Consider the following 24,932-nt stretch of genomic DNA (forward strand, 5'->3'; position numbering starts at 1 on the left):
CTTTGGTCTGTTTTTGTTTAGCTCCTGTTTTTGAGTTTTTTTATAAAGATGATATAAATCTTTTTATTTTGCCGGTGTCTTTATCACCAGGTTTTGTTTCGAATTTTGAATTGATATCTAGTGCAAATGGTTTCTGCTTCAGTTGCTCAATATTTTCTATGTTTTCTTCTGAAATACCGCCACTAAGAAAATAGGGAAGTGGGATCTCAAGAGTATTTAAAATGTTCCAGTCAAACTGTTTTCCGGTTCCGCCAAATGCTTTGCTGTCTGTATCAAATAAGAAATAGTTGATGGTTGATAGGCTTTGGTTGATGGATTTCTGTAATTCATTGGCAGATTGATTTCCTATTCTGATTACTTGAATTATTTTAATCTTCGGGTTGATTTTTTGTTTTAATTTAATAATAAAGTCTTCACTTTCATCACCATGAAGCTGAACAAAATTCAAAGCTGCTCTTTCCGTTATTTCAATAATTTTTTCAAGAGTTTCATTCACAAATACTCCAACTTTTCCCTGATGATCAATCTTTGAAATTTCTTCTAAACTCAAATGATTCAGAACATATCTCGGAGATTTTTCGTAGAAAATAAAGCCCAGAAAATCTGTATTCAGAGAAATCAATTCCTGAACCTGATCTAATCGGGTGAGTCCACAAACTTTTATTCGGAGTTGATTCTTCATTTTAAATTGTAGTATTGAAAATAAATTCCTCAAATGCTTTGGCAGGATTGGTATTTCTCATAAAATATTCACCCATTAAAAATCCGTCAAAACCTTTGTTTTTTAAATAGTTAAAATTATCAATCGTATAAATTCCGCTTTCTGCTACAGATAGGGTGTTTTCCGGAAGCAGGTTTTTCAATTGAACAGAATGTTGCAGATCGACTTTAAAATCTTTTAAATTTCGGTTGTTAATTCCCACCAGATCGATACTGGAATTGTAATGTTTTAATTCTTCCTCAGTATGGATTTCCAATAACACTTCTAATCCTAATTCATGAGCCAACTCTGTGAATTCCAGTGTTTGTTGTGGTGAAAGACAGGCTGCAATCAATAAAACGACATCTGCTCCCATACTTTTTGCTTCATACAACTGATACTCATCAATCATAAAATCTTTCCGCAGAATAGGAATATTGATCTGATTTCTGACCTGTAAAATATCTTCGAAACTTCCTCCGAAAAAATCTTTATCTGTTAAAATCGAAATTCCGCTTGCTCCGAAATGTTCATAGGCTGAAACGACTTTTAATGGGGAGACTTTATCATTAATGATTCCTTTGGAAGGTGACTGCCTTTTGAATTCAGCAATAATTCCAGATTTTGATTGTAGAGTTTCTTTTAAAGAAAAGGTTTCTCTTCCGAAAAATTCTGAATCTATCAGCTGATGCAAAGAAATTTTTGATTTTGAATCCGAAATTTCTTGCTTTTTGGTATATATGATTGTATCTAAAATATTCATCTCCAGATTTTACTCGTTTATTGGTAAGTTCAGCTCAATAGTTTCATTATTGTAATAGATCTTTATTTTGTTTTCAAGAAATTCATTCTTTTTGAAATGAAGTGTTGAAAGTGCTTTGTAAGGAAGTTTGATCATCAATAAAGTGTTGATATTGATTAGAAAACTATATCCCTCTGCAGGAATAAAAATATATTTTGAATTTGGTGATTCGAATTGAAATTCATCCAAATTAAAATTCAATCTGTTCCATTTATTTTCAAAATAGTTATCAGAAAGATTCTTGCCGTTTATATACAGTTCAGCAATATGCAACTCTCGACCGTTGTTAGGCTCGTCATATCCAATAATTTTCAATTCGATTTTTCTGTTTTTAGATTGATAAAGTGTTTTCATTTTAGACGATAATTAATTGATTCAAACTATTAAGCGCTTTGCCATTAAGCAAACTTTCTTTAGCCAAATTCAAACAATTTTCATAGTCTCCAAACTTATTGGTATGTTGCAATGCAACTGCTGCATTAGCCAAAACAACCGCATTTTGCGATTCTGTACCTTTTCCTTCCAAAATATTCCTAAAAATTTTTGCGGTTTCCTTCGTGTTTTTCCCGGCTTCTATACTTTCAGGAGTAACGGTTATAAAACCAAGTTCTTCCGGCGAATAGATTTTTTCTCCGTTTTTTGTAATAATCTTACTGTCTTGGGTTAAGCTTATTTCATCATAACCATCCATTCCGTGGACCAAAATGAAGTCTTTTTCATCTTTTTGCAGTAAATACTGGTATATTCTTGCAATTTCCAGGTTGTAGGTTCCAATCATGGAATATTTAGGCTTGGCAGGATTTACTAAAGGACCTAATAAATTGAAAAATGTTCTTAGTCCTAAAGATTTTCTCAAGCTTACTACAGATTTTAAAGCGGGATGAAAGTAGGGAGCGTGCAAAAAGCAGATATTGGCTTTCTGTAACTCATCATTTAATTCATCTGAATTAGTTTTAAACTGATATCCCAATTCCTCCAAAAGATTGGATGCTCCGGTTACTGTGGAAGCTCCATAATTTCCATGCTTGATTACTTTTTGTCCGGCTCCTGCAATGACAAAACTTGCCAGTGTAGAAATGTTGATCGTATTTTTTCCGTCACCACCGGTTCCTACAATATCAATGGCATCACTTGCATCCAGATCTACCGGAACTGCCATTTGTAAAAGAGCTTCTCTGAAACCTTCCAGTTCCTGTAAGGTGATGTTTCGCATCAGGAAAATACTTACAAAAGCAGTGACTTCCGTTTCGTTGAATTTATTTTGGGCAATTTCAATCATGATGGCCTTTGCCTCAGATTTGGACAACGTATTGTGATTGAAAAGATATTGCAGAATTTCTTTCATGTTATTTAATTTAAAAGAAAGTTTTTGATGATGGTTTCTCCATCCGGAGTTAAAATACTTTCAGGGTGATATTGAACGCCGTGAACATCATAGTTTTTGTGTTTTAAACTCATGATCATTCCTTTGCTGTCTGTGCTGGTAATTACCAGTTCTTCAGGGAAGTCTTCGGGATTGACTGCCCAACTGTGATATCTTCCGACTTCCAGAGTCTGTGGCAAACCATTAAAAAGTGTATGTTCATTGGTTTGGATGGCTTCCGTAGCAACACCGTGATAAATTTCGCTGAGGTTGATTAAGCTTCCTCCAAAAGCTTCCGCAATGGCTTGCTGACCAAGACAAACACCTAAAATACTTTTGGTAGGAGCGTATTCTTTAATGACATCCAGAAGAATTCCGGCTTCTTCAGGAATTCCGGGACCGGGTGAAAGGATGATTTTATCATATTTTTGTATTTCTTCTAAAGTAATTTCATCATTTCTTGCAACATCTACTCTTGTGCTCAGAATTCTTTCGATCATTTGAACCAAATTATAAGTAAAACTGTCGTAATTATCGAAGACTAAAACTTTAGCTGTTGGTTGTTGGTTGTTGGTTGTTGGGTTTGAAATATTTGTCATTATTTTGTCTTGTAATAATTAATAAATCCGTTTAATAACTTTTTGCAAATCGTAATTTGATTTGATATTGATGTAAGCTTTTCGTCGTTAATATATTCTAGATCTAATGATAAATAAAACTGTGTTTCAAGTTCAAAAAGAGAACCTCTTGCAATAAAAAGAAAATGTATTGTTTCTTTAGAGGTATTTCTTCCGCATCCTTCTGCAATATTTGAAGGAACAGAAACTGCAGATCTTCTCATTTGATTTGTCAATCCAAAAATTTCTTCTTTTGGATAATTTTTTGTTGAATCATAAACGATTTTTGTAAGTTTTCTCGCCTCAATCCAAACATCTAAATTCTTGTATTCCATATCTGTATTTTTAAAATCTATCAACCAACAACCATCAACCAACAACAATCTTCTCCGCTTTCTCAACTGCTTTTTTAAGGGCATTCAGTTTATTGTTCACTTCCTGGAGTTCACTTTCTGCATTTGATTTTGCTACAATTCCGGCTCCGGCTTGATAATACAGTGTGTTGTTTTTACTTAAAAAAGTACGGATCATAATCGCCTGATTGCAGCTTCCGTTCAAACCAATCATTCCGATACAGCCTCCGTAATAACCACGTGAATCTTTTTCATAAGTATTGATTAATTGAAGAGCTTTGTGTTTTGGAGCTCCACTTAAAGTTCCCTGCGGAAATGTAGTCGCAACCATTTCAAAAGGATTGGTATCTTCATGCAAATCTGCTGTGACTTCGCTTACCATGTGAATGACATGAGAAAAAAGCTGGATTTCCTTGAGTTTGGTAACGGTTATGTTTTTTCCTAATTTTCCTAAGTCATTTCGGGCCAAATCTACCAACATTGTATGTTCTGCATTTTCTTTCGGATCATTTTTTAGAGATTCAACAGACTGTAAATCGGTTTCAAAATGCCCTGTTCTTTTGAAAGTTCCTGCAATAGGATGGATAATCGCTTTGTGATCCTTAATAATCAACTGACTTTCCGGGCTTGACCCGAATAATTTGTAATCTCCGTAATCAAAAAAGAAAAGATAAGGAGACGGATTGATGTTTCGTAATGCACGGTATACATTGAATTCGTCACCTTTGAATTTTTGCTCAAATCTTCGGCTTAAAACCAACTGGAAAACATCGCCTCTCATACAGTGTTTCTGCGCGGTTTTTACCAGTTCTATATATTCCTCGTCAGTAATATTAGAAGTTTCGTCAGCTGTTTTTTCGAAAGGATAAATAACTGAATTTTGATTTTTAATCAAGCTTTCTAATGAGTATAATTCAGATTTTATACCCTTGATCTGGTTTTCAATAATATGCATTTCATCATTGTAATGATTGATAGCGATCACATACTGATAAAGTCTGTAACGCAGAATTGGAATTTCCACTTCTTTACTTTGAGCTTTAAACGTAAGGTTTTCGAAAAATTGTACAGCTTCAAAACTGGTATATCCGAAAAGGCTCTGAGCAGTTTCTTCTATAGTATCTTTGGTTTTGTTGCTGATAAAAGATTTTGAAAAATTATTTAAAAGCTCAGGAACATTATGATCCGCCAAAAGATGTTTCTTTGGATCTTCATTAGGGAATTTTACCTCGAATTCCTTAAGATTTTTCATTTCTATTCCGGCAATAGCATTGATCGCAATGAACGAGAAATTATTATCCATATTTTTAGCATCCGAACTTTCCAAAAGAATCGTATCACGAAACTGATCTCTTATTTTCAGATAGATGTTCATGGGAGTTTGCAGATCTCCCAGCATTTTTTTTGAAGTTGTTTTTATGTTGATGTTTTGTGTGAACATTGGTAGTGTTTTAAATTTTAGGAATAAAAAAAAGACTTTAACGAAAATCGTCAAAGTCTCTGTATATTTTTCTATAATATTCTAGCTGCGGATTAACAACAAGAGTATAGCATCAGACCCGACGAAGAGTTTGAATGCCACCACCAAAATTTGTTGTTTGAAGTAATCATGATGCAAATGTAGATATTTTTTTGAAATGAGAAATAAAAATTAACAAAATTTTATTCCGGTTTAATTTACGGTTAACTTGAAATAAAAAAACTTCCGTGAAGGAAGTTTTTATGATGTTATTTTAAAATTGAAGTCATTTCAGGGTGATTGTACTGAACTGCGAAATCTTTTGCCGTTTCTCCTTTTTCATTCTTTGCATTTTTATTAGCACCTTTCTTCAGAAGAAGTTTTGCAAAATCTGCTTTACCGTATCTTGCTGCAACCATTAGGGGAGTCTGGTTTCCACAAGCCAGATTAAGATCAGCTTCATTGTTTACTAGATACTCAAGAATATTTTTTTTATCATGTTTTACGCTTAAAGAAAGCAAACTGTATGAATTCTCTTTTATTGCAAAACATTTATTGTAATTGTCTTTAGAAAACGCTGCTTTAAAAGAATTTACGTTGTCAGACTGAAATACAAGCATCTGTTGTTTAGAAATCTCCTGTGCAGAAACTAAATTAGCAAAAAGGAACCCCAAAAATACGAAGGTTGTAGAGATTATTTTTTTCATAAAGCTTATTTTAAATAATATACAAAGCTAAATTATTTTTTTGATAGATCTCAAGAAATTGTACAAGTTTTTTGAATTTTAGCTCCTGTTCAAACAGATAAAATGTTGATTTCCTCAAAATGTTCCGAAAAAATTATTTCATGGAGTTCAGTTCTTTTTTCAACTGTTCAGCTTTGCTTCTGTATTCCTGATTGTCATAGTTTTTCAGATAATCCTCCAAAGCATTAAGATATTCCTGAACAAAAGCTTTATTCATAGGATCAGCTTCGTACTTTATCCTTGCTGTATTGATGGGTCTTATCTTTTCATATTCTTTCAACTGCTTTCCTTCATTGGACTGTTGATAAAGTATCACTATATTTTTTTCATATCCGGGAATATATTTCACGGGAAATTCCTGCTCGGTTCTTGGAATCCTTATCGCATTTTCGAGAGGATAAATTGCTGCTGAAGTTGTGGAAAAATAAGTATCAACATACTTTCCGTTCTGCTTTTTTACAATGGCTTCATAATCATGGATATACTGTTCATTCAATGTAGAATTGGTTTCTACATCAGAAGTAATGATAGCAGTGCCTTCCACACCATATTTATTTAAAAACCATGCATTGATGAATTGTCCTCCGATTCCGTTAATAATTGAAAAGGGCAGAATTAAAATGAGCCACCACACTTTCTTAGTTAAAAAAGCAATAATTCCGAAGAACAGAATAAAGATCAATACTGCATAAAAGCCGTGATGGCTTAAGAAAAATAAGATTTTTGAAATGATAATCATAATTTTCAGGTTTACACAAAAATACAATTTCTGGTTACAACGATTAAAAAGTATTTTATACTCTCTACAAGCAATATTTTTTATATTTTTGTCTAAATTTTTAGAGAAAAAATAATGAAAAAAGTATTAGCAATCGCATTTATCGGAAGTTTATTCGTAGTTAACTGTTCAAAAAAGCCTAATCATGACCTGCAAGACAGCAACACGATGTTGTCTGAGCCAGATGCTCCAACTGTTGTAGATTCTACGGCTAAAAAAACTGAAACAGCTGCTCCGGTTGCTGCTCCTGCAACTGCAACAACAGATTCTACTGCTGCTAAGAAATAATGAAAAAATTATTATTGGCCGGATGTTTAGTGTTGTTGATGTTCTCTTGTTCTAAAAAAGAAGAGGCATCGGTTTCAGAAACATCTGCAGAACCAGTAGCGGCAACCAATGCTCATCTTTCCGGAGATCAGATGATTGAAAGATTAGATTGTTCAGGTTGTCACTCTTTAAATGAAAGAATGATTGGCCCATCCTATAAGGAAATAGCAGATAAATATTCTGAAAAAGATATCGATGCTTTGGCTGCAAAAATCATAGAAGGAGGAAGTGGAGTTTGGGGAAGCGTGCCTATGCAGCCTCATTCTCAGGTGTCTAAAGAAGATGCTAAAAAAATGGTTCAATACATTTTAAGTCAGAAAAAATAATAGATGACTGCCGAAAAGTCAAATCTGCACCCAAGAAATCTGCATCGCAATCCTTATGATTTTGATTTGCTGATTTCTTGTGTGCCAGAATTGAAAGACTTTGTTTCCCTGAATGCGTATCAGAATCTGACAATTGATTTTAGTATTCCAAAAGCTGTAAAATTGCTTAATAAAGCCTTATTGATGCAATATTACAATATTCAGAGCTGGGATATTCCTGATGCCAATCTTTGTCCGCCAATTCCAGGACGGGCAGATTATGTACACTACATTGCTGATCTATTAGCCGAAGAGAAGGGTGGAATTCCGAACGGAAATGCTGTTCATGGTTTGGATATCGGGGTCGGAGCCAATCTTGTCTATCCTTTACTTGCTCATCGATCGTATGGCTGGAAAATGTTGGGAACAGATATCAATCAGGATTCTTTGAAAAATGCACAGCAGATTTTAGATAATAATCCCGATTTATCTTCTGTTATTCAATTAAAAAGACAGCCAGATTCCGAATACATATTTAAAAATATCATTGATTCAAAAGATAAGTTTGCATTTTCTATGTGCAATCCTCCTTTTCATGATTCTGAAGAATCTGCCTTAAAAGGAAATCTCAGAAAAACAAAAAATCTGAATAAATCAAAAATATCAAAACCTCTGCTTAATTTTGGTGGCATGCAATCTGAATTATGGTGTGAAGGTGGTGAACTGGCTTTTATATCAAGAATGATTTCAGAAAGTGTTTTGTTTTCGTCACAGGTTCTTTGGTTTACATGTCTGGTTTCGAAAAAAGACAATTTGTTCAAGCTTACGAACCTTTTGAAAAAAGTAAAAGTTGTTGATTTTAAAATAATTGAAATGGCCCAAGGCCAGAAAATAAGCAGAATGTTGTCTTGGACATTCATTCCTAAGCAAAACCGTAAAGGCTGGTTCTGAAATAAGTAAGTTTCGTTTTTTATTCATTAAATATTTTTGGGGCAGCAATTTCCGCCTTCCACTCCCAATCTTTTGCTCGTCGTTCCTCCTCACAAAAGGATTTCCGCTCAAGTCGGGCTGCAGAAATTCTCCTTTAAAACGGGAGTTAGGTTAAAAAAACTTTAATTTCTGCAAATATCCATTGAACATCAATTCAAAAATCACTAATTTTGCACGTTATTTTAAATAGATACAATGCAATTATCAGAACAAGAAATCATTAGACGAGAAAAGCTGAACAAGCTTGTTGAAATGGGAATCAATGCGTTCCCTGCAGATGAATACGTAATTACAGATACTACAGAATCTATAAAACAGGATTTCGCTGATAATAAACAGGTTAAGATTGCAGGTAGATTGATGTCCAGAAGAATTCAGGGGAAAGCATCTTTTGCTGAATTACAGGATTCTACAGGCAGAATTCAGGTGTATTTTAACAGAGATGAAATCTGTACAGGTGAAGACAAAACTTTATATAATGAAGTTTACAAGCACCTTTTAGATATAGGAGATATTATCGGGATTGAAGGAGAGCTATTTACAACTCAGGTTGGTGAAAAAACAGTTTTGGTTAAAAACTTTACCCTTTTAACAAAAGCTTTACGTCCACTTCCTCAGGCAAAAACCGATGAAAATGGAGTAGTGCATGACGGGTTTACAGATCCTGAATTGAGATACAGACAACGTTATGTCGATTTATTGGTAAATCCTCATGTAAAAGAAGTTTTTGTGAAAAGAACAAAACTGTTCAATGCAATGAGAACTTTCTTCAATGATGCAGGATATTTTGAAGTTGAAACTCCTGTTTTACAGTCAATTCCTGGTGGAGCTGCAGCAAGACCTTTTATTACGCATCACAATGCTTTAGATATTCCTTTATATTTAAGAATTGCTAATGAATTATATCTGAAAAGATTGATTGTTGGTGGATTCGACGGTGTTTATGAATTCTCAAAAAACTTCAGAAATGAAGGGATGGACAGAACGCATAATCCTGAATTTACCGTAATGGAGATTTATGTAGCTTACAAAGACTATAACTGGATGATGGATTTCACCGAAAAATTGTTGGAATTCTGTGCCATTCAGGTAAATGGAACATCAAATGCAAAATTTGGTGATCAGGAAATCAGCTTCAAAGCACCTTTCGCAAGAGTTTCTATGACAGAAGCAATTTTGAAATACACAGGTTTCGATATTACAGGAAAAACAGAACAGGAATTGTTCGATTTTGCTAAATCTATCGGAATTGATGTGAATGAAACGATGGGTAAAGGAAAATTAATCGATGAAATTTTTGGTGAAAAGTGTGAAGGAAACTTCATTCAGCCGACTTTCATTACAGATTATCCGGTAGAAATGTCACCTCTTACAAAGAAACACAGAAGCAAAGAAGGTCTTACAGAGCGTTTTGAATTAATGGTTTGCGGTAAAGAGATCGCGAACGCATATTCTGAGCTTAATGACCCGATTGATCAAAGAGAGCGTTTTGAAGATCAGTTGAAATTATCTGAAAAAGGAGATGATGAAGCAGGACAATTTATTGATGAAGATTTCCTTAGAGCTCTGGAATATGGAATGCCACCAACTTCAGGAATGGGAATCGGAATGGACAGATTAATTATGTTCTTAACGAATAATGCGTCAATTCAGGAAGTATTATTCTTCCCTCAAATGAAGCCTGAAAAAAATGTTCCTCAGATTGAATTAGGTGAAGATGAAAAAATAATTCTTGAAATATTAAAATCAGGAGAGCAAATTTCTCTGGCTGAAGTAAAAGAACAATCTAAACTTTCTGGGAAAAAATGGGACAAAGCTTCCAAAACTTTAACGAAAGCTAACTTAGTGAAAGTAGAAAAAATTGAGGAAAACCTTTTGATGAAATTGGTTTAATTTAAATTGAAATACATTTTAGTTCCGGCGGAAGCGAAGCTTCCGCCGGAACTTTTTTATAAAATACGAAGAACTCGAACTATTTTCTGTTACTTTGCGTTTGTAAGAAAACAATTCTGATGAAAGCCTTTTTGTTTATATTCTTCTTTTCTACAGGTTTCTATTCACAGACGCTTACTTCTATTTATTTTAAAAATAACAGCTACGAACTTAGCAGAGAATCGAAACGAAAACTGGACAGCTTGGCTAAGCTTGAAACCAAACTTACTCTTAGAATCTTTGGAAATGCGAATCCTTTGGGAAATGAAGAATTAAATAAAACATTATCTCAAAACCGGGCGAAACAAGTAAGTGATTATTTAAAAACTAAAATAGGTAAGAATATTCATTTGGCAGGCTCTGAAGGATTGGGGATTTCAAAACAGATCAATGATAACAGTTCAGAAAATTTATTAGCCAAAAATCGGCGTGTCGATATTTTTATAGAACGTTTTTTTGAGAAAGGAGAAAAGATTTCAAGAAAAGCATATCCTAGCTTTTTTGATGCGAAGATTGCTTCAATGAAGGTAAAAGATACTTTTTCTTTACCGGATGTCAATTTTATTGGAGGACGTCATGTGTGGCTTCCCAAGGCAAAATCAAAATTGTATCAGCTATATACTATTCTGAAAGAAAATCCGACTCTTGAAGTTGGACTTCAGGGGTATATCTGCTGTGATTACGAAAATTTTGATGGTGAAGATCTGGATTTAGGAACATTTAATTTGTCTTTTACACGCGCGCAATCAATTAAAGATTTTTTATTGGCAATGGGAATTGATGCTAAACGTGTAAAGGCAGAAGGTTTGGGTCATCTTAACCCTGTCGTATATCCTGAACAAACCGAATCAGACCGAACCCAAAACAGACGTGTTGAATTAGTTTTAATTAAAAAATAAAGTAAGGTTAATAATATTCGTAATGAGAATATTGAAATTCCTGAGCTCTTCTGAGATAAAAATTGTTTGTTATTAGTATGTCAAGCTTATCAACTATTTTATTAAGTTCTTTTTTCTTTATCTTTTTTTGTTCCTCGGTACTTTCAAAATCTATTTTACTTTCATCTTCAATGAGCTGCCGCAGAGAAGTAATATATAGCTCTTTTTGTTTTGTAATATCATACGTTTTGTAGAAGTCATTTTTATTTTTAGGCAGTAAATAAATTGAATATTCGGCATAGCCTAAAATTCTTGAATATTGATGCCCAAAATATGTTCCCCCGTTTTCAAATTTTCCAAATAGGGAATTTATATTTGAGTAGATGTTTATTAACTTTTGCCTTTCTTTTGAAAATTTTTGTATCCCGTTTTTTTGTTTTAAAAAGTAAGCATAAAGAATGTAATAAGTGTCTTGCCCTGCTTCACTTCCAAACTGTTCCTTATCATTCCCATCAAAATATGTTTGATCTGGATTTCTCGGATATTGTTCAGAAAATTCGGGATGTTGGTCTGTAATGTTTTTAAATTCTTTTCTTGAATATTTCAAAGTATCACCAAGTTCGGTGGGAATAATAATTGAATCTTGTTTTGTATAAAGTTTGGGTATATTATTTTCTTTATTAATGATCTGATTTTTTGTTTTGATTTCGATTTCTTTTGTTGGGTTTTTACAACCTATAACTGTAAAGATTGTAAAAATATAAATAGTGCTGTTTATAATTTTTTGAATAAAGTTCATTAAAATATTGGATTAAAATAAATTACTTTCTCTGCTTGCTAAATGAAGCCATCAAATAAAACAAAAATGGCAGAATAAATAACGAACCTAATAGTAAAGCCCATCCCAATGCAGAAATTGTTTTCGGTGCGGCTGCTTGTTCCAATAAAGAAAGATGCTCTCCATTGGCAAAAAGAATGATATTGGGATTGTGCTGATAAGTTGCCGCCACCAAAATCATAACTACCTGAAATCCTGCTAAAGCTCTTACGGGAAGAAGTTTTTGCTTATTCATAGCACGAAGAATAAGCAGTAAACAAATCGTTGCAAATGAAATAGCCATTATTCCTAAGGGCTTAGAAAATACCCACATTACTAATGGAATATCGGAAATATAAGCAGTGAAAAATACCAGAATACCCGTGATCACTACAAAAATCATGGTTTGCTTTGATTTTTTGATCATTAAACCTAATTCTAATCTGTCATTGGTTTCTCTTAATGCAAAAACCGAAGCCAGATAGGCACAAATAGAAACGGTAAACAATCCTACAGCAATTCCAAACCAGTTCAGCCAACTGAAAATATATAAGTCTAAAAAGCTCGTCGCGTCAGGATTTATGGAATGGGAAACCGTTGCTGCAGCAATTAACCCTAAGAAAAAAGGCGTTAACAAACTCGAAAAATAAAATATTTGAGTATAAACATGTTGCCAGTCATCTTTCACAGCATCATAATGTCTGAAGGTGAATGCAGTTCCTCTTGCAATAATACCAACCAGCAATAAAACTAAAGGAATGTGAAGATAGGTAGAAAGCGTAGTGTAAATTTCAGGAAAGCCTACAAATAAAATTACAATCGCAATAATCAGCCACATATGATTGGCTTCCCAAACAGGCGCAATAGACTCATACATGATCTCTTTTGTTTTATCACGGGCTCTTTTCTTGGTGAAAAGTTCTACAATTCCTGCTCCGAAATCTGCTCCTCCCAAAATAACATACAGGCAAATTGAAAGCCAAAGAAAACCTATAACTACGTAGATCATAATTTCTTGTTTTTAGGATTAAACTGAGCATCTGTAGGGTCATATAACTTCGGAACCATCTGTATCTGTCGTCTCAGAAGAAATACAATAATTAATGATAACGAAACGAAAATTGCTGTAAAAAAATAGAAAGAATACTGAATTCCCGGCATGGGCGTTACAGCATCAACTGTTCTCATGATTCCGTAGATAATCCAGGGTTGTCTTCCGACTTCAGTTACTGTCCAGCCGGCTTCCAAAGCAATATATCCAAAAGGCGTTGCAAATAAAAATGTTTTTAGCAGCCAGTTTTTGGTGAGCCATTCTTTTTTGAAAAACACAGCATATAAATAAACAGTTCCGATAATGATCATTACAACTCCAAAGAAAATCATGATCTGAAAAGCATAGTGAACAACCGCAATAGGAGGCCATTCGTCTTTTGGGAAGTCTTTTAGCCCTTTTACTTCAGCATTAAAATCATTTGCTACCAAAAAGCTTAATACTTTAGGGATCTTTACGGCATATTTTATTTCTTCTTTCTTCTCATCCGGAATTCCGCCAATCACAAAAGAAGCTCCTTTTTCTGTTTCAAAATGAGCTTCCATAGCAGCTAATTTGATAGGCTGTCTTTCTGCAACAGATTTGGCGGCAACATCTCCACTCAAAGGAGCGCCAAATGCTCCGATTAAGGCAAATCCTGCTGCAATTCTAAATGCTTTTGTATGAAATTCAACATTCTTTTTTCTCATAATTAAATAAGCATGAACGCCTGCAACGGCAAATCCTGTGGCGCAAAATGCAGCAACCGTCATGTGCAATGCCTGAGGAAACCAAGCTTCATTAAACATAGCTTTTATAGGATCAATATTTAAATATTGTCCGTCAACATAATCAAATCCGGCAGGTGAATTCATCCAGGCATTGGCAGCAACCACCAAAATTCCTGAAGCTAAACCACTTAAACCTACCAGAAAACCGCAGAACCAATGAAACCATTTATTAAACCTGTCCCAACCGTAAAGAAAAAATCCGATGGCAATTGCCTCGATGAAAAACGCGGTTCCTTCCAATGAAAAAGGCATCCCGAAAATAGGTCCGGCATGTTTCATGAATTGCGGCCAAAGAAGTCCAAGTTCGAAAGAAAGCATAGTTCCGGAAACGGCTCCGGTGGCAAAAAGGATGGCAACCCCTTTACTCCAGGCTTTAGTAAGACCTTTATAGACTTCATTATTTGTTTTTAAATACTTCCAGTGGGCAAATGCCATCAAAAAAGGCATTACCATACCCACACAGGAAAATATGATATGAAAACCAAGTGACATTGCCATCTGAGAACGGGCAGCCAGAAAATCATCCATAAAATCAACTTTTTGAGTAAATAAATTTAAGCATAAATTATTGATGTACGGTATGATTTACAACAGCATCGGTTTAAGTTATAGATTTTAACTTTGATATTTTTTAAATACATCATTTGTGGTTTAGTCTGAAAAATCAATACTTTTTTTGACATATTTTAACTTTCACACCTCGAAAAAAATCACGATATTTGTAAGTCTTTGCATATAGCAAGATTTTTAATATTTGATATGAGTCAGAAACAATATACAGCTAGTAGTATTCAGGCATTGGAAGGAATGGAGCACGTACGTATGCGTCCTTCAATGTACATTGGTGATGTGGGAGTAAGAGGTCTCCATCATTTGGTTTATGAAGTAGTAGATAACTCTATTGACGAAGCGTTGGCAGGATACTGTGACACAATCTTCGTAGCTATTAAGGAAGGAAACGGAATCGAAGTTATGGATAACGGTAGAGGTATTCCTGTTGACTTCCACGAAAAAGAACAAAAATCTGCTCTTGAGGTTGTAATGACAAAAATCGGAGCCGGAGGTAAGTTTGATAAAGATTCTTATAAAGTTTCCGGAGGTCTTCACGGAGTTGGGGTATCGTGTGTGAATGCACTTTCTAACGAAATGGTGACTACTGTTTACAGAGATGGGAATGTTTATCAACAAATATATTCTAAAGGTAAGGCGCAAACTCAGGTTGAAGAAATCGGTCATAGCGAGAATAGAGGAACAAAACAGTTTTTCCAGCCGGATGATACCATTTTTTCGGAATTGGTGTATAATTATGATACATTAGCAACTCGTTTAAGAGAGCTTTCTTATCTTAATAAAGGAATTACAATCACGCTTACAGACGAAAGAGAAAAATTGGAAGACGGATCTTTCAGATCTGAAGTTTTCCATTCTGAGGGTGGTTTAAAAGAATTTGTTGCCTTCATCGACGGAAACCGTGAGTCTATAATGGAACACGTAATTTTCATGGAAGGTGAAAGAGATGATATTCCTGTTGAAGTAGCAATGCGTTATAATACATCATTCAACGAAAATCTTCACTCTTACGTAAATAATATTAATACTCACGAAGGAGGTACTCACTTAGCTGGTTTCAGACGTGCTTTGACGAGAACTTTGAAGAAATATGCTGATGAATTAGGACTTCCGGCAAAAGAAAAAGTAGAAATTACTGGTGATGACTTCCGTGAAGGACTTACCGCGGTAATTTCTGTAAAAGTAATGGAACCTCAGTTTGAAGGGCAGACAAAAACGAAATTAGGTAACTCCGAAGTTTCTGGTGCTGTTGATAAAATTGTAGGGGAAATGTTGACCAACTTCTTAGAAGAAAATCCGAACGAAGCAAAAATTATCGTTCAGAAAGTTGTGTTGGCTGCAAAAGCTAGACAGGCTGCGAAAAAAGCTCGTGAAATGGTTCAGAGAAAATCTCCAATGGGAGGTTCTGGTCTTCCGGGTAAATTATCTGACTGTTCATCAAAAGATCCTGCAGAATCAGAAATATTCCTAGTAGAGGGAGATTCCGCGGGTGGAACGGCAAAACAAGGTCGTGACAGATTTTTCCAGGCGATTCTTCCGTTAAGAGGTAAAATTTTGAACGTTGAGAAATCAATGCTTCATAAAGTTTATGATAATGAAGAGATTAAGAATATTTATACCGCTCTTGGAGTTTCTGTAGGAACAGAAGAAGACAGCAAGGCGTTGAATATGGCTAAATTAAGATATCACAAAATCGTAATCATGACCGATGCCGATATCGATGGATCTCACATTTCTACACTGATTCTTACTTTCTTCTTCAGATATATGAAAGAACTGATTGAGAACGGATATATTTATATCGCTCAACCGCCTTTATATTTATTAAAGAAAGGAAACAAAAAGCAATATGCTTACAATGAAAAAGAGCGTGAAGAATTTACTTTAGAAATGTCTCCGGATGGAAAAGGAGTAGAGGTTCAACGTTACAAAGGTCTTGGAGAGATGAATCCTGAACAGCTTTGGGAAACCACTCTAAACCCTGAACACAGAATTTTAAAGCAAGTGACTATTGATAATGCAGTAGAAGCTGACAGTGTTTTCTCTATGTTGATGGGAGATGAAGTTCCGCCAAGAAGAGAGTTTATCGAAAAGAATGCAAAATATGCTAAGATTGATGCGTAATCAATTTTTACAGATATAAATAAAAAAGACTCCAGAAATGGAGTCTTTTTTATTTTAGATTTTGAAGATTTTAAGGCAATAAAAATTATTTTCTGCAGTTATCAGATTTTATTATTTTTGCTTTATTTTAATAACCATGATGAAAATATTTTGTATCGGAGCTTTATCAATGGCTTCTTTATATTTCGCTCAGAGCTTTCCTGCCTCTGCTATTCCTGAAAATTTGAAGAAAAATGCGAATGCTGTTATCCGAAAAGATCTTACAACCATTCAAATTAATAAAATTGACGATATAAAATACCAGCTTTATACTGTAACAACTGTTTTAAATAAGGGTGGAGATTCAGATGCTTTAGTATATATTCCTTATGAGAAAGGGGATAATATTTCTGATGTGAAAGTCAATATTTATGATGAAGCTGGAAAAAAGATAAAATCATATTCAAAATCTGATTTTGGGGATTTTGCTAATAATCAACAAGGAACATTTTATTCTGATAATAGAGTATTGTCTTTATCATATACTCCAACACAATATCCTTATACAGTAGAGTTTTCTTATCAGATTGAAGATGAAAATACAGTTTTCTTGCCAGATTTTGTGCCTTTTAGATCAACTAATGTTTCACTAGAAGAGTCACAGATGAAAATTATTAATAAATCTGGGATTGAACTTAAAACAAAAACATATCCTTCAAAATATAATTATACATCTGTCGTAGAAAGCAATAATGCAGGTGAAAAAACATATACTTATAAGAGTGTTCCTGCTATTGATGATGCTTTTTTATTGCCTCAACTTGTGAAAATTTTACCAAAAGTAAGTTTTGCTTTAACGAAATTTAATTTGGAAGGAAAGCAAGGGACGATTGATAACTGGAAAGATTTTGGGTCTTGGTATTACAAGAATATTTTAGAACCGGTTTTTGTATCTACTCCGGCCATTAAAGCCGAAGTTGCTTCACTGAATTTGCAAGGGACAAAGGAGGAAAAAGTACGAAAAATTTATCAATACATGCAAAGTAAAACAAGATATATTTTTGTAGCGTTGGGAATTGGAGGTTGGCAACCGATGCTTCCGGATGAAGTCCAGAAAAAAGGATATGGTGATTGTAAGGGATTATCAACGTACATGAAAACTTTGTTAGATGAGGCAGGAATTCCTTCTTATTATTGTAAAATTAATTCAGATTCATCACCGGTTTCTTTTGACAAAGATTTTCCAAAAATGGGTGGAAATCATATTATTTTAATGATCCCTACCGAAAAAGGAAATATTTGGCTAGAAAATACATCACAACAAATTGCTTTCAATCATTTAAGTTACAGTACAACAGATAGAAATGTTCTTGCTGTTAAACAAGATGGAATTGAAATAATTGACACTCCTTCCTATTCTGCTGAACAAAATAAAGAAAAACAGTTTTTGAAAGTTAAATTAAATGAAGATAACAGCATTTTGGGTGAAGGGAGTTTTACTTATACGGGAAGCCAGTACGATCATAATTTAGCTTTTACCAATATGCAACCAAAGGAAAGGAATGAAACTGTAAAAAGTCTTTTTAATGTATTACATTTTGATAAGGTTGAAATGAAGAATTTTCTTAATGATAAAGATAATGCTATTGCAAAATATGATCTTGACTTTAGAGCAAATAATTATTCTAAAAATGCAGGAAGCAGTATGATTTTTAGGGCCGTTCCGGTTTATTCTAACACAATTTATAAAACTGATGAAAACAGAGAATTACCTTTTGAGCTGAGACAATCGTTTGAAGACGAATATGAAATTAACTTCACGGTTCCAAAAAATTATAAGCTAGATGAAATTCCTGAAAACGTAACTGTTAATTCTGAATTTGGAACTTATAAATTAAGTTTTGTGAAAAACGGGGAAGAATTAAAGGTAAATAGGACAATTAAAATCAACAAAGGACTTTATCCTAAAGAAAAATATAACGATTACATTAATTTCAGAAAAAAAACTCTTAACCTAGACAACTCTAAAATTTTAATTTCTAAAATCTAAGCATGAAAAAACTTTTAATGTTAGCTGTTTGTTCAGTGAATTTCATTTTCATTGAGGCACAAAAACATGAATTCCTTGATCCCCCTAAATTTAATGATGCTGATCTATCCAAACAAAAGTCAGCTTTGGATGAAAATGCATCTGCGGAAATATTATATAAATCAGTGCATTTTAGTATTGATAATAATACCGGAAACCTTATTAAAAGAGCTTTTTATAGAATTAAAATTTATGATAAAGACAAAGCAGAAGATTGGTTAAATCTTGAAATTCCATTGTATCAAAGTGGAAGCGATCACGAAACACTTTCCAAGATGAAAGCTTTTACCTATAATCTGGAAAATGGAGCTTCAGTTACGACAAAAGTTGATAAAAGTTCAAAATATAAAAGTAAGGAGAGTAAAAATTATTCTATCACAAAATTTGCTTTTCCAAATGTGAAAAACGGGTCTGTTATTGAATATCAGTATGAGGTGACATCTCCATTTTTGTATGTCGTTCCTGAAATTTTAATAGAAACAGATACGCCGTCATTATATACGGAATATGTTTTGGACAGTCCTTCAAATATCGCATATAATGTAAATTATACAGGCTTCTTGAATCCGAAATACAGAAAAGTTGAAGAAGTTACAATGTATGGTACAAATTACAGAACGTACAGGTTCGGGTATGAAAATGTAAAAGGCTTTAAAACTGAAAAATTTGTGACAAATGATAGAAACTACAGAACAAAAGTAAGTGCAGAACTTAATTCAACGAATTTCAGAGAATTAAAATTGTTTTCGTCATCTTGGGAACAGATCAAACAGAGACTTTATGAAAATGAAGATTTTGGCGGAGAACTGAAAAAAACAAAATTTGCAAAAGAAAATATGCCTTCTAATATTGCAGGTATTTCTAATGAAATTGAAAAAGCTAATGCTGTTTTTAATTATGTAAAAAATACTTTTACATGGAATCAAGATAGAGGAATTTATGTAGAAGACGGGATCAAAAAAATGCTTGAAACCAAAACAGGAAATGCCGCAGAGATCAATCTTTTTCTTGTAATGATGCTTCGTGAAGCTGGAATTAAAGCAGATCCGTTAACAATTTCAACGATAAATAATGGAATAATAAATGTTGCTTCTCCAAATGTTTCGAACATGAATTTTGTAATTGCTGCAATTCAAACAAAAAGTGGTTTTCATTTGTATGATGCAACATCGAAGCAAGCTTCAATAGATCAGTTGCCTCCAAGAGACTGGAATCAGTTTGGAATTTTGATAGCCAAAGAAAAAGTACAGCAATTATCTATGGTTAATACAAAACCGAGTTTTACCTATCTTACTGTTGATGCAAAAATTAATGATGACGGAAATGTTTCGGGAAGTTATTCAGATAAAGATACAGGAACGTACGCCATGTTTGCTAAAGAAAGTTATGATGACAATGCTGATAAATATAAAAAACAGTACAAAGAAAATTTTTCAGTAGATTTTACCGGTATTGATTCAAAAGTTTTAGAAAATGGTGATTTTGAAAGTACGATGAAATTTTCATCTGAAAATATGATTGATAAAATTGGTAAAAAAATCATTATCAATCCGATGCTGTTTTTGAATAAAACATCTAACGAATTTGATCAGACAGAAGAACGTAAATATCCTATAGACTTTATTTCCCCATACACACGAGTGAAAAAAATAGTATTGGAAATTCCTGAAGGATATGTTATTGAGGAAATGCCTAAAAGTAAAAAGATTGTAACTGAGGATAAAGAAATAGAATATAATTATATCATAGAACAAAAAGGAAATAAGCTGGAAATTGTTTCTACAACCAAAGTGGCAAGTGCAGATTATCCGAAAGAATATTATCCGGCATTTAAACAGATTTGGGGAGTCGCTTCCAAACAGGAAAATCAGGTGATTAGCTTGGTGAAAAAATAAAAATAAGAAAAATTTCAAAATAATTTCGAAAACCATTCATCTTTTGAATGGTTTTTGCATGTAAAAAGGAAAATCAAATTCAAAATCAAAATTATGAAAAACACAATTGCTGTTTTGGCACTTTCTGCCTTCTTTACCTTTACTGCCTGTAAGAAATCTGAAACGACAAACATAACAACGAATGTGGAAACTCAGGCTGATCAATTTTCTGTTGACTCGGTTAAGGTGAATGATTCGATTAAACTTAATGACTCATTGAGTATAAAATATTCTTCTAAAATGTTGGTTTTTCCAAGCATTAAAGATAAGAAGCTCTTAGATAGTATTTATTTCGGAGACAAGAATGTTCAGGATTTTTCTAAGAACGGAATTCGGGCACTTTTGGAAAAAAATAAAAATGAATATTTTAATGGAATTAAAAAAGATTCAAAAGACTGGATTTCTGATATGAAATTTGCTCAGGAATGGTACTCAGACTTGGGAATGGATCTGAAATCAAATACAAATGATTATCTTCATATACAATACGGTTGGGGTTCCTATGAAGGAGGCGCCCATGATAATTACGGGTATTCAGAAAGAGTTTTTGATTTAAAAAATAATAAAAAAGTGGAGCTGAAAGACATTACTTTAATACCTAAAAATAAATTGGAAGCGTTACTGATGAAGAATGTTAATAAAATGAATGGAGGAGCTACAGATGATAAAGGAGAAATTAATAACTCAGATATGCTTTTGGTAGAAGTAATTCCTGCTACTGAAAATTTTTATTTTGATGATAAAAACCTCTATTTCCACTATAGTCCTTACGAAATAACGGCTTTTGCGGCAGGGGATATTACAATTCCTGTTTCCTGGCAAGACTTGGCCGGAACATTAACGCCACAATTTAAAGAAAGAATGAAAATTAAATAATTAAAAAAATGCTTCTCTATCGAAGCATTTTTTTATTTTTGTTGCAATGGAAAATGTAGCTTTTATTATTAATCCTTTTTCGGCAAAAAAAAACTATCAACCGTTTCTTGAAGAACTAAAGAGAAAGGTCGAAAATCCTTTATATTATATTTCTGAATCTATTCAGGGAACTGATGATTTTATTCAGGAGAATTTTCAAAATATAGATATTTTTGTTGCAATAGGAGGAGATGGTACTATTTCAACCATTGCCCGCAATCTTATTGGTACCTCTAAAATTTTAGCAATTTTTCCGGCAGGTTCAGGAAACGGATTTTCCAACGAAACCAACTTTAGAAAAAACCTGGATGAGCTTTTAGAAAAGATCAAAGCAAATAAATCCAGAAAGATTGATACGTTTACGGTGAATGATAAACTTTCAATTAACGTTTCAGGGACCGGCTTTGACGGAAAAGTGGTGAAAGAATTTGAGAAGACAAGCCGAGGATTTAAAAACTACATCAAAGTTTCTCTTAAAACGTTTTTTAATTATAAACCCATTAAGGTCAAATTTTTTGATGAACAATATCAGCAATATAACGGGAAATATCTGATGCTGAATATTGCCAATACCCGTCAATTCGGAAATAATGCCTATATCGCACCGCAAGCGAGTAAAAGTGATGGTTTGGTCGACATCGTTTTGGTGAAAAAGTTTCCATTAACTTATTCTGCATTATTTGCTTACAGAATGTTTACAAAAAAACTGAAAGATGATGATTACGTAACGTATCTTCCCGTTTCAGAAATAGAATTTAAAGTCAATACGAAGAACTGGCATCTTGACGGAGAATTCAATAAAATAAAATCACCTATTCACATAAAAGTACAGCCTTCAAGTTTGAATATTTTAGTGTAAAAACATGAGTATTACTAATGAACCGTTAATTTCAGTAGGAGTTTTAAAATTAAACTTCTAATTTATTCTCCATCTCATTCGGATGATCCAGGCAAAATTGCAGTTGATCTTTATCGAGCTGCTTTTCCCAGTTCGCTACAACTACGGTTGCTACGGAATTTCCGATAACGTTCGTTAAAGCTCGGCATTCACTCATAAATTTATCGATCCCCAAAATTAAGGTCATTCCTGCAATCGGAATTTCAGGAACAACAGCTAATGTAGCAGCTAATGTTACAAAACCGGCTCCTGTTACTCCTGCAGCTCCTTTAGAACTTAACATAGCCACCAACAGCAACATGATTTGTTTTTCAATAGGAAGATGAATATTTAAAGCCTGGGCAATAAATAAAGAAGCCAATGTCATATAAATGTTTGTCCCGTCAAGATTAAAAGAATATCCTGTGGGAACTACCAATCCTACAATGGCTCTTGAACATCCTGCTTTCTCCAGTTTTTCCATAATTCCCGGAAGTGCAGATTCTGAAGAACTTGTTCCTAATACTAAAAGAAGTTCTTCTTTTAAATAATAGACGAGTTTAAAGATGTTGAAACCGTTATACCATGCCACTGCCCCTAAAACCAATACAACAAAAAGAATGGATGTGATATAAAAGGTACCTACTAAAAATATTAAATTTAATACAGAATGAAGACCATATTTTCCGATGGTGAATGCCATAGCTCCGAAAGCTCCGATAGGTGCAAGTTTCATGAGCATATGAACGATCTTGAAAACAGGAGTAGAAAGATCCTGTAAAAAATCCGTTACTTTTTGGCTTTTTTCTTTTGTTAAAACCAATGCAACTCCCATTAAAACAGCTACCAGAAGAACCTGTAAGATATTTTCTCCAACCAACGGACTGAATAATGTTTCAGGGATGATATTCATGATAAATCCAGTCAATGTAGTTTCATGAGCTTTTTGCTGATATTGCGAAACATCACCTGAAAGGGTAGAAAGATCAATATTTAACCCGTGACCCGGTTGTAAAATATTTCCTACAATTAGACCAATTATCAAAGCCAATGTTGAAAATGTAACAAAATAAATCATTGCCTTTATAGCGATTCTTCCTACTTTTTTCAGATCAGTCATGTGAGCAATTCCTAGAGTAAGCGTAATGAAAATTACCGGAGCAATGATCATTTTTACCAATTTGATAAAGCCGTCACCTAAAGGTTTCATTTTTTCACCTAATTCAGGATAAAACTTTCCTAAAAGGATTCCTGCTATAATTGCTATAATAACTTGAAAATAAAGCTGCTGATAGATTTTTTTTGCTTTCAAGAGGGTAGTTTTTGCATTTTGAAGGGCGAAAATTAAGAATTTTTATTTGGAAATATGACAAAAGTCATGAAAAATTTCGGCGGGGCTGAAAGCCCCGCCGAAATTTTTCAGCTTTATCTAATCATCACACTTTTTTATCTTCACAATCGTTATATTTCCAGTTTTTTGATCATCTGATTGTTTTTATAACAGTAAAATTCATACACGGGCTCCTGGCCAAAAGAGAAAACCTTTTCTATATGTATTGTATCATATTGACTTTTCAGACTGTTATATTTTTCTTTGTGAATGCTTGGTAGCTCATCAAGTTTTATAGGCCGTTCTACTTCAAAACCGTCATCAAAGGCAAACTCTATAATAAAATCAGTGTTTCTCCATGAAATCACAGGTTCAGATTCAGATGTTTTATGACCTGTGGATAAAGAAATTTTATCCTGTTGAATTATTTTATCCGAGGTTCCTGCTAATAAGAGAATACCCGACAAAACCATTGCTCCGTATCCGATCTTTTTAAATAAAAACTCACTTAAATAAGGCAGAATGTATTTTACGGTATAAGATGACAGAATAGTTGCCACGGCAATGGTAATTCCCAGCCATAATGCAGTTTTAGAATATAAGCCAAGAGAAATATAGATAATAAGTTTGATTAAATGGAGGAAAACCTCATTTGCGGCTCTTGTTGCTACAATTTCTTCCTTTTTAAGTCCAAATCTGAGATAAAAGCGATTGAATAACAAACCGATTGCCCCTGTAATTCCCGAAATAAAACCTGCAAGAAAACCTATAATAGCTAATAAAAATTTAGAATACGGCTTTTGATCTTCATTCTGCAATTTTTTAGCTTTAAATAATTCCGGAAGATTGGCAATAAGGAAAAACGAAACAATTAATTGAAGATAATTGGGGTTTACAAATTTGATCAGATACGCTCCCAATAAAACGGCCGGAATAGAAAAAGGAACAAACCAAAAGAAAATAGACCATTTAATATGTCTTTTAAAAACAGAAATTCTGGAGACAGAACTGGTAAAAGTACCTATCGTTAAAGAAAAAGGGACAACGGAACTCGGTAAAAGTAAATTCAGAATAGGTATTAAAATAAGACTTGCGCCACCACCACAAATGGCGCTTATCCAGAAAGCTATTATTGTTCCTAAAAACAAAAGTATGATATTAAAAGTCATCGTTAAAATTTAAAAGTTTTTATAAATCCGGCTTTCGATATTTAAGAAATCGATCTT

Annotated in this window: 24 protein-coding genes; 10 read left to right on the forward strand and 14 right to left on the reverse strand. The window is 33.6% G+C overall.

Annotation, left to right across the window (positions count from 1 at the left end; genetic code table 11):
* Nucleotides 1-40 precede the first annotated feature (40 nt).
* The 9 genes from JI747_RS00895 to JI747_RS00935 form a co-directional block, all read right to left on the reverse strand.
* Entirely contained in the window at nucleotides 41-682 is a 642-nt protein-coding gene (locus JI747_RS00895; protein ID WP_225685597.1) for a phosphoribosylanthranilate isomerase, read from the reverse strand.
* Between the two features lies 1 nt (nucleotide 683).
* Nucleotides 684-1,463 carry an indole-3-glycerol phosphate synthase TrpC gene (trpC, locus tag JI747_RS00900; RefSeq protein WP_225685599.1) on the reverse strand — a complete coding sequence of 260 codons (780 nt, stop codon included), beginning with the start codon at nucleotides 1,461-1,463 and terminating at the stop codon, nucleotides 684-686.
* Nucleotides 1,464-1,472: 9 nt separating this feature from the next.
* The gene (locus JI747_RS00905) at nucleotides 1,473-1,856 is read right to left on the reverse strand and encodes a hypothetical protein (RefSeq protein WP_225685601.1); all 384 of its coding nucleotides are present in this window, start codon (nucleotides 1,854-1,856) and stop codon (nucleotides 1,473-1,475) included.
* A 1-nt stretch (nucleotide 1,857) separates the two neighbouring features.
* Nucleotides 1,858-2,847 (reverse strand): anthranilate phosphoribosyltransferase, encoded by a 990-nt coding sequence (trpD, locus tag JI747_RS00910; RefSeq protein ID WP_225685604.1) that lies wholly within the window; start codon nucleotides 2,845-2,847, stop codon nucleotides 1,858-1,860.
* A 5-nt stretch (nucleotides 2,848-2,852) separates the two neighbouring features.
* Nucleotides 2,853-3,464: an anthranilate synthase component II gene (locus JI747_RS00915; protein WP_225685606.1), complete on the reverse strand. Its 612-nt coding sequence runs from the start codon at nucleotides 3,462-3,464 to the stop codon at nucleotides 2,853-2,855.
* Nucleotides 3,464-3,817 (reverse strand): four helix bundle protein, encoded by a 354-nt coding sequence (locus JI747_RS00920; RefSeq protein WP_225685608.1) that lies wholly within the window; start codon nucleotides 3,815-3,817, stop codon nucleotides 3,464-3,466. Before JI747_RS00920 ends, JI747_RS00915 begins: the two co-directional genes overlap by 1 nt.
* Before the next feature lie 34 nt (nucleotides 3,818-3,851).
* A complete protein-coding gene (locus JI747_RS00925) occupies nucleotides 3,852-5,276 on the reverse strand; it encodes an anthranilate synthase component I family protein (RefSeq protein WP_225685610.1) in 1,425 nt (474 codons plus the stop codon).
* A 287-nt stretch (nucleotides 5,277-5,563) separates the two neighbouring features.
* Complete coding sequence (locus JI747_RS00930; protein ID WP_225685612.1) at nucleotides 5,564-6,001, reverse strand: ankyrin repeat domain-containing protein; 438 nt, start codon at nucleotides 5,999-6,001, stop codon at nucleotides 5,564-5,566.
* A 133-nt stretch (nucleotides 6,002-6,134) separates the two neighbouring features.
* Entirely contained in the window at nucleotides 6,135-6,779 is a 645-nt protein-coding gene (locus JI747_RS00935; RefSeq protein WP_225685613.1) for a hypothetical protein, read from the reverse strand.
* Between the two features lie 114 nt (nucleotides 6,780-6,893).
* On the opposite strand from JI747_RS00935, the gene JI747_RS00940 reads away from it, so the two are divergent.
* The 5 genes from JI747_RS00940 (at nucleotide 6,894) to JI747_RS00960 (ending at nucleotide 11,271) form a co-directional block, all read left to right on the forward strand.
* The gene (locus tag JI747_RS00940; RefSeq protein ID WP_225685614.1) at nucleotides 6,894-7,106 is read left to right on the forward strand and encodes a hypothetical protein; all 213 of its coding nucleotides are present in this window, start codon (nucleotides 6,894-6,896) and stop codon (nucleotides 7,104-7,106) included.
* Entirely contained in the window at nucleotides 7,106-7,471 is a 366-nt protein-coding gene (locus tag JI747_RS00945; RefSeq protein WP_225685615.1) for a c-type cytochrome, read from the forward strand. Before JI747_RS00940 ends, JI747_RS00945 begins: the two co-directional genes overlap by 1 nt.
* Before the next feature lie 3 nt (nucleotides 7,472-7,474).
* Nucleotides 7,475-8,401 (forward strand): 23S rRNA (adenine(1618)-N(6))-methyltransferase RlmF, encoded by a 927-nt coding sequence (rlmF, locus tag JI747_RS00950; protein WP_225685616.1) that lies wholly within the window; start codon nucleotides 7,475-7,477, stop codon nucleotides 8,399-8,401.
* A gap of 234 nt (nucleotides 8,402-8,635) precedes the next feature.
* Nucleotides 8,636-10,333, forward strand: coding sequence for a lysine--tRNA ligase (gene lysS / locus JI747_RS00955; protein WP_225685617.1), 1,698 nt, complete (start codon nucleotides 8,636-8,638; stop codon nucleotides 10,331-10,333).
* A 119-nt stretch (nucleotides 10,334-10,452) separates the two neighbouring features.
* Nucleotides 10,453-11,271 (forward strand): OmpA family protein, encoded by an 819-nt coding sequence (locus tag JI747_RS00960; protein ID WP_225685619.1) that lies wholly within the window; start codon nucleotides 10,453-10,455, stop codon nucleotides 11,269-11,271.
* A gap of 7 nt (nucleotides 11,272-11,278) precedes the next feature.
* Here the strand turns inward: JI747_RS00960 and JI747_RS00965 are convergent, their stop codons facing one another.
* Genes JI747_RS00965 through JI747_RS00975 form a run of 3 tightly spaced genes read right to left on the reverse strand, consistent with a single transcriptional unit; the run spans nucleotide 11,279 to nucleotide 14,416 of the window.
* The gene (locus JI747_RS00965) at nucleotides 11,279-12,049 is read right to left on the reverse strand and encodes a hypothetical protein (RefSeq protein ID WP_225685621.1); all 771 of its coding nucleotides are present in this window, start codon (nucleotides 12,047-12,049) and stop codon (nucleotides 11,279-11,281) included.
* Nucleotides 12,050-12,071: 22 nt separating this feature from the next.
* Nucleotides 12,072-13,076, reverse strand: coding sequence for a cytochrome d ubiquinol oxidase subunit II (locus tag JI747_RS00970; protein WP_225685624.1), 1,005 nt, complete (start codon nucleotides 13,074-13,076; stop codon nucleotides 12,072-12,074).
* Nucleotides 13,073-14,416 carry a cytochrome ubiquinol oxidase subunit I gene (locus JI747_RS00975; RefSeq protein ID WP_225685626.1) on the reverse strand — a complete coding sequence of 448 codons (1,344 nt, stop codon included), beginning with the start codon at nucleotides 14,414-14,416 and terminating at the stop codon, nucleotides 13,073-13,075. The genes JI747_RS00970 and JI747_RS00975 overlap by 4 nt, the downstream gene beginning before the upstream one ends.
* A gap of 231 nt (nucleotides 14,417-14,647) precedes the next feature.
* Between JI747_RS00975 and gyrB the strand changes: the two genes are divergently transcribed.
* The 5 genes from gyrB (at nucleotide 14,648) to JI747_RS01000 (ending at nucleotide 22,358) form a co-directional block, all read left to right on the forward strand.
* Nucleotides 14,648-16,582 carry a DNA topoisomerase (ATP-hydrolyzing) subunit B gene (gene gyrB / locus JI747_RS00980; protein WP_225685628.1) on the forward strand — a complete coding sequence of 645 codons (1,935 nt, stop codon included), beginning with the start codon at nucleotides 14,648-14,650 and terminating at the stop codon, nucleotides 16,580-16,582.
* Between the two features lie 136 nt (nucleotides 16,583-16,718).
* Complete coding sequence (locus tag JI747_RS00985; RefSeq protein ID WP_225685630.1) at nucleotides 16,719-18,611, forward strand: DUF3857 domain-containing protein; 1,893 nt, start codon at nucleotides 16,719-16,721, stop codon at nucleotides 18,609-18,611.
* 2 nt (nucleotides 18,612-18,613) lie between these two features.
* Nucleotides 18,614-20,545 (forward strand): transglutaminase-like domain-containing protein, encoded by a 1,932-nt coding sequence (locus JI747_RS00990; protein WP_225685632.1) that lies wholly within the window; start codon nucleotides 18,614-18,616, stop codon nucleotides 20,543-20,545.
* 93 nt (nucleotides 20,546-20,638) lie between these two features.
* On the forward strand, nucleotides 20,639-21,460 hold the full coding sequence (locus tag JI747_RS00995; protein WP_225685635.1) for an RsiV family protein: 822 nt from the start codon (nucleotides 20,639-20,641) through the stop codon (nucleotides 21,458-21,460).
* A 46-nt stretch (nucleotides 21,461-21,506) separates the two neighbouring features.
* Nucleotides 21,507-22,358, forward strand: coding sequence for a diacylglycerol/lipid kinase family protein (locus JI747_RS01000; protein WP_225685636.1), 852 nt, complete (start codon nucleotides 21,507-21,509; stop codon nucleotides 22,356-22,358).
* A 49-nt stretch (nucleotides 22,359-22,407) separates the two neighbouring features.
* Here JI747_RS01000 and JI747_RS01005 read toward each other — a convergent pair whose 3' ends face one another.
* Nucleotides 22,408-23,688, reverse strand: a complete 1,281-nt coding sequence (locus JI747_RS01005; protein WP_225685637.1) for a dicarboxylate/amino acid:cation symporter — start codon at nucleotides 23,686-23,688, stop codon at nucleotides 22,408-22,410.
* Nucleotides 23,689-23,837: 149 nt separating this feature from the next.
* Nucleotides 23,838-24,875 carry a sulfite exporter TauE/SafE family protein gene (locus JI747_RS01010; protein WP_225685638.1) on the reverse strand — a complete coding sequence of 346 codons (1,038 nt, stop codon included), beginning with the start codon at nucleotides 24,873-24,875 and terminating at the stop codon, nucleotides 23,838-23,840.
* Nucleotides 24,876-24,932 lie beyond the last annotated feature (57 nt).

Source organism: Chryseobacterium tagetis, from assembly GCF_016735585.2.
GTDB classification, from domain to species: domain Bacteria; phylum Bacteroidota; class Bacteroidia; order Flavobacteriales; family Weeksellaceae; genus Chryseobacterium; species Chryseobacterium tagetis.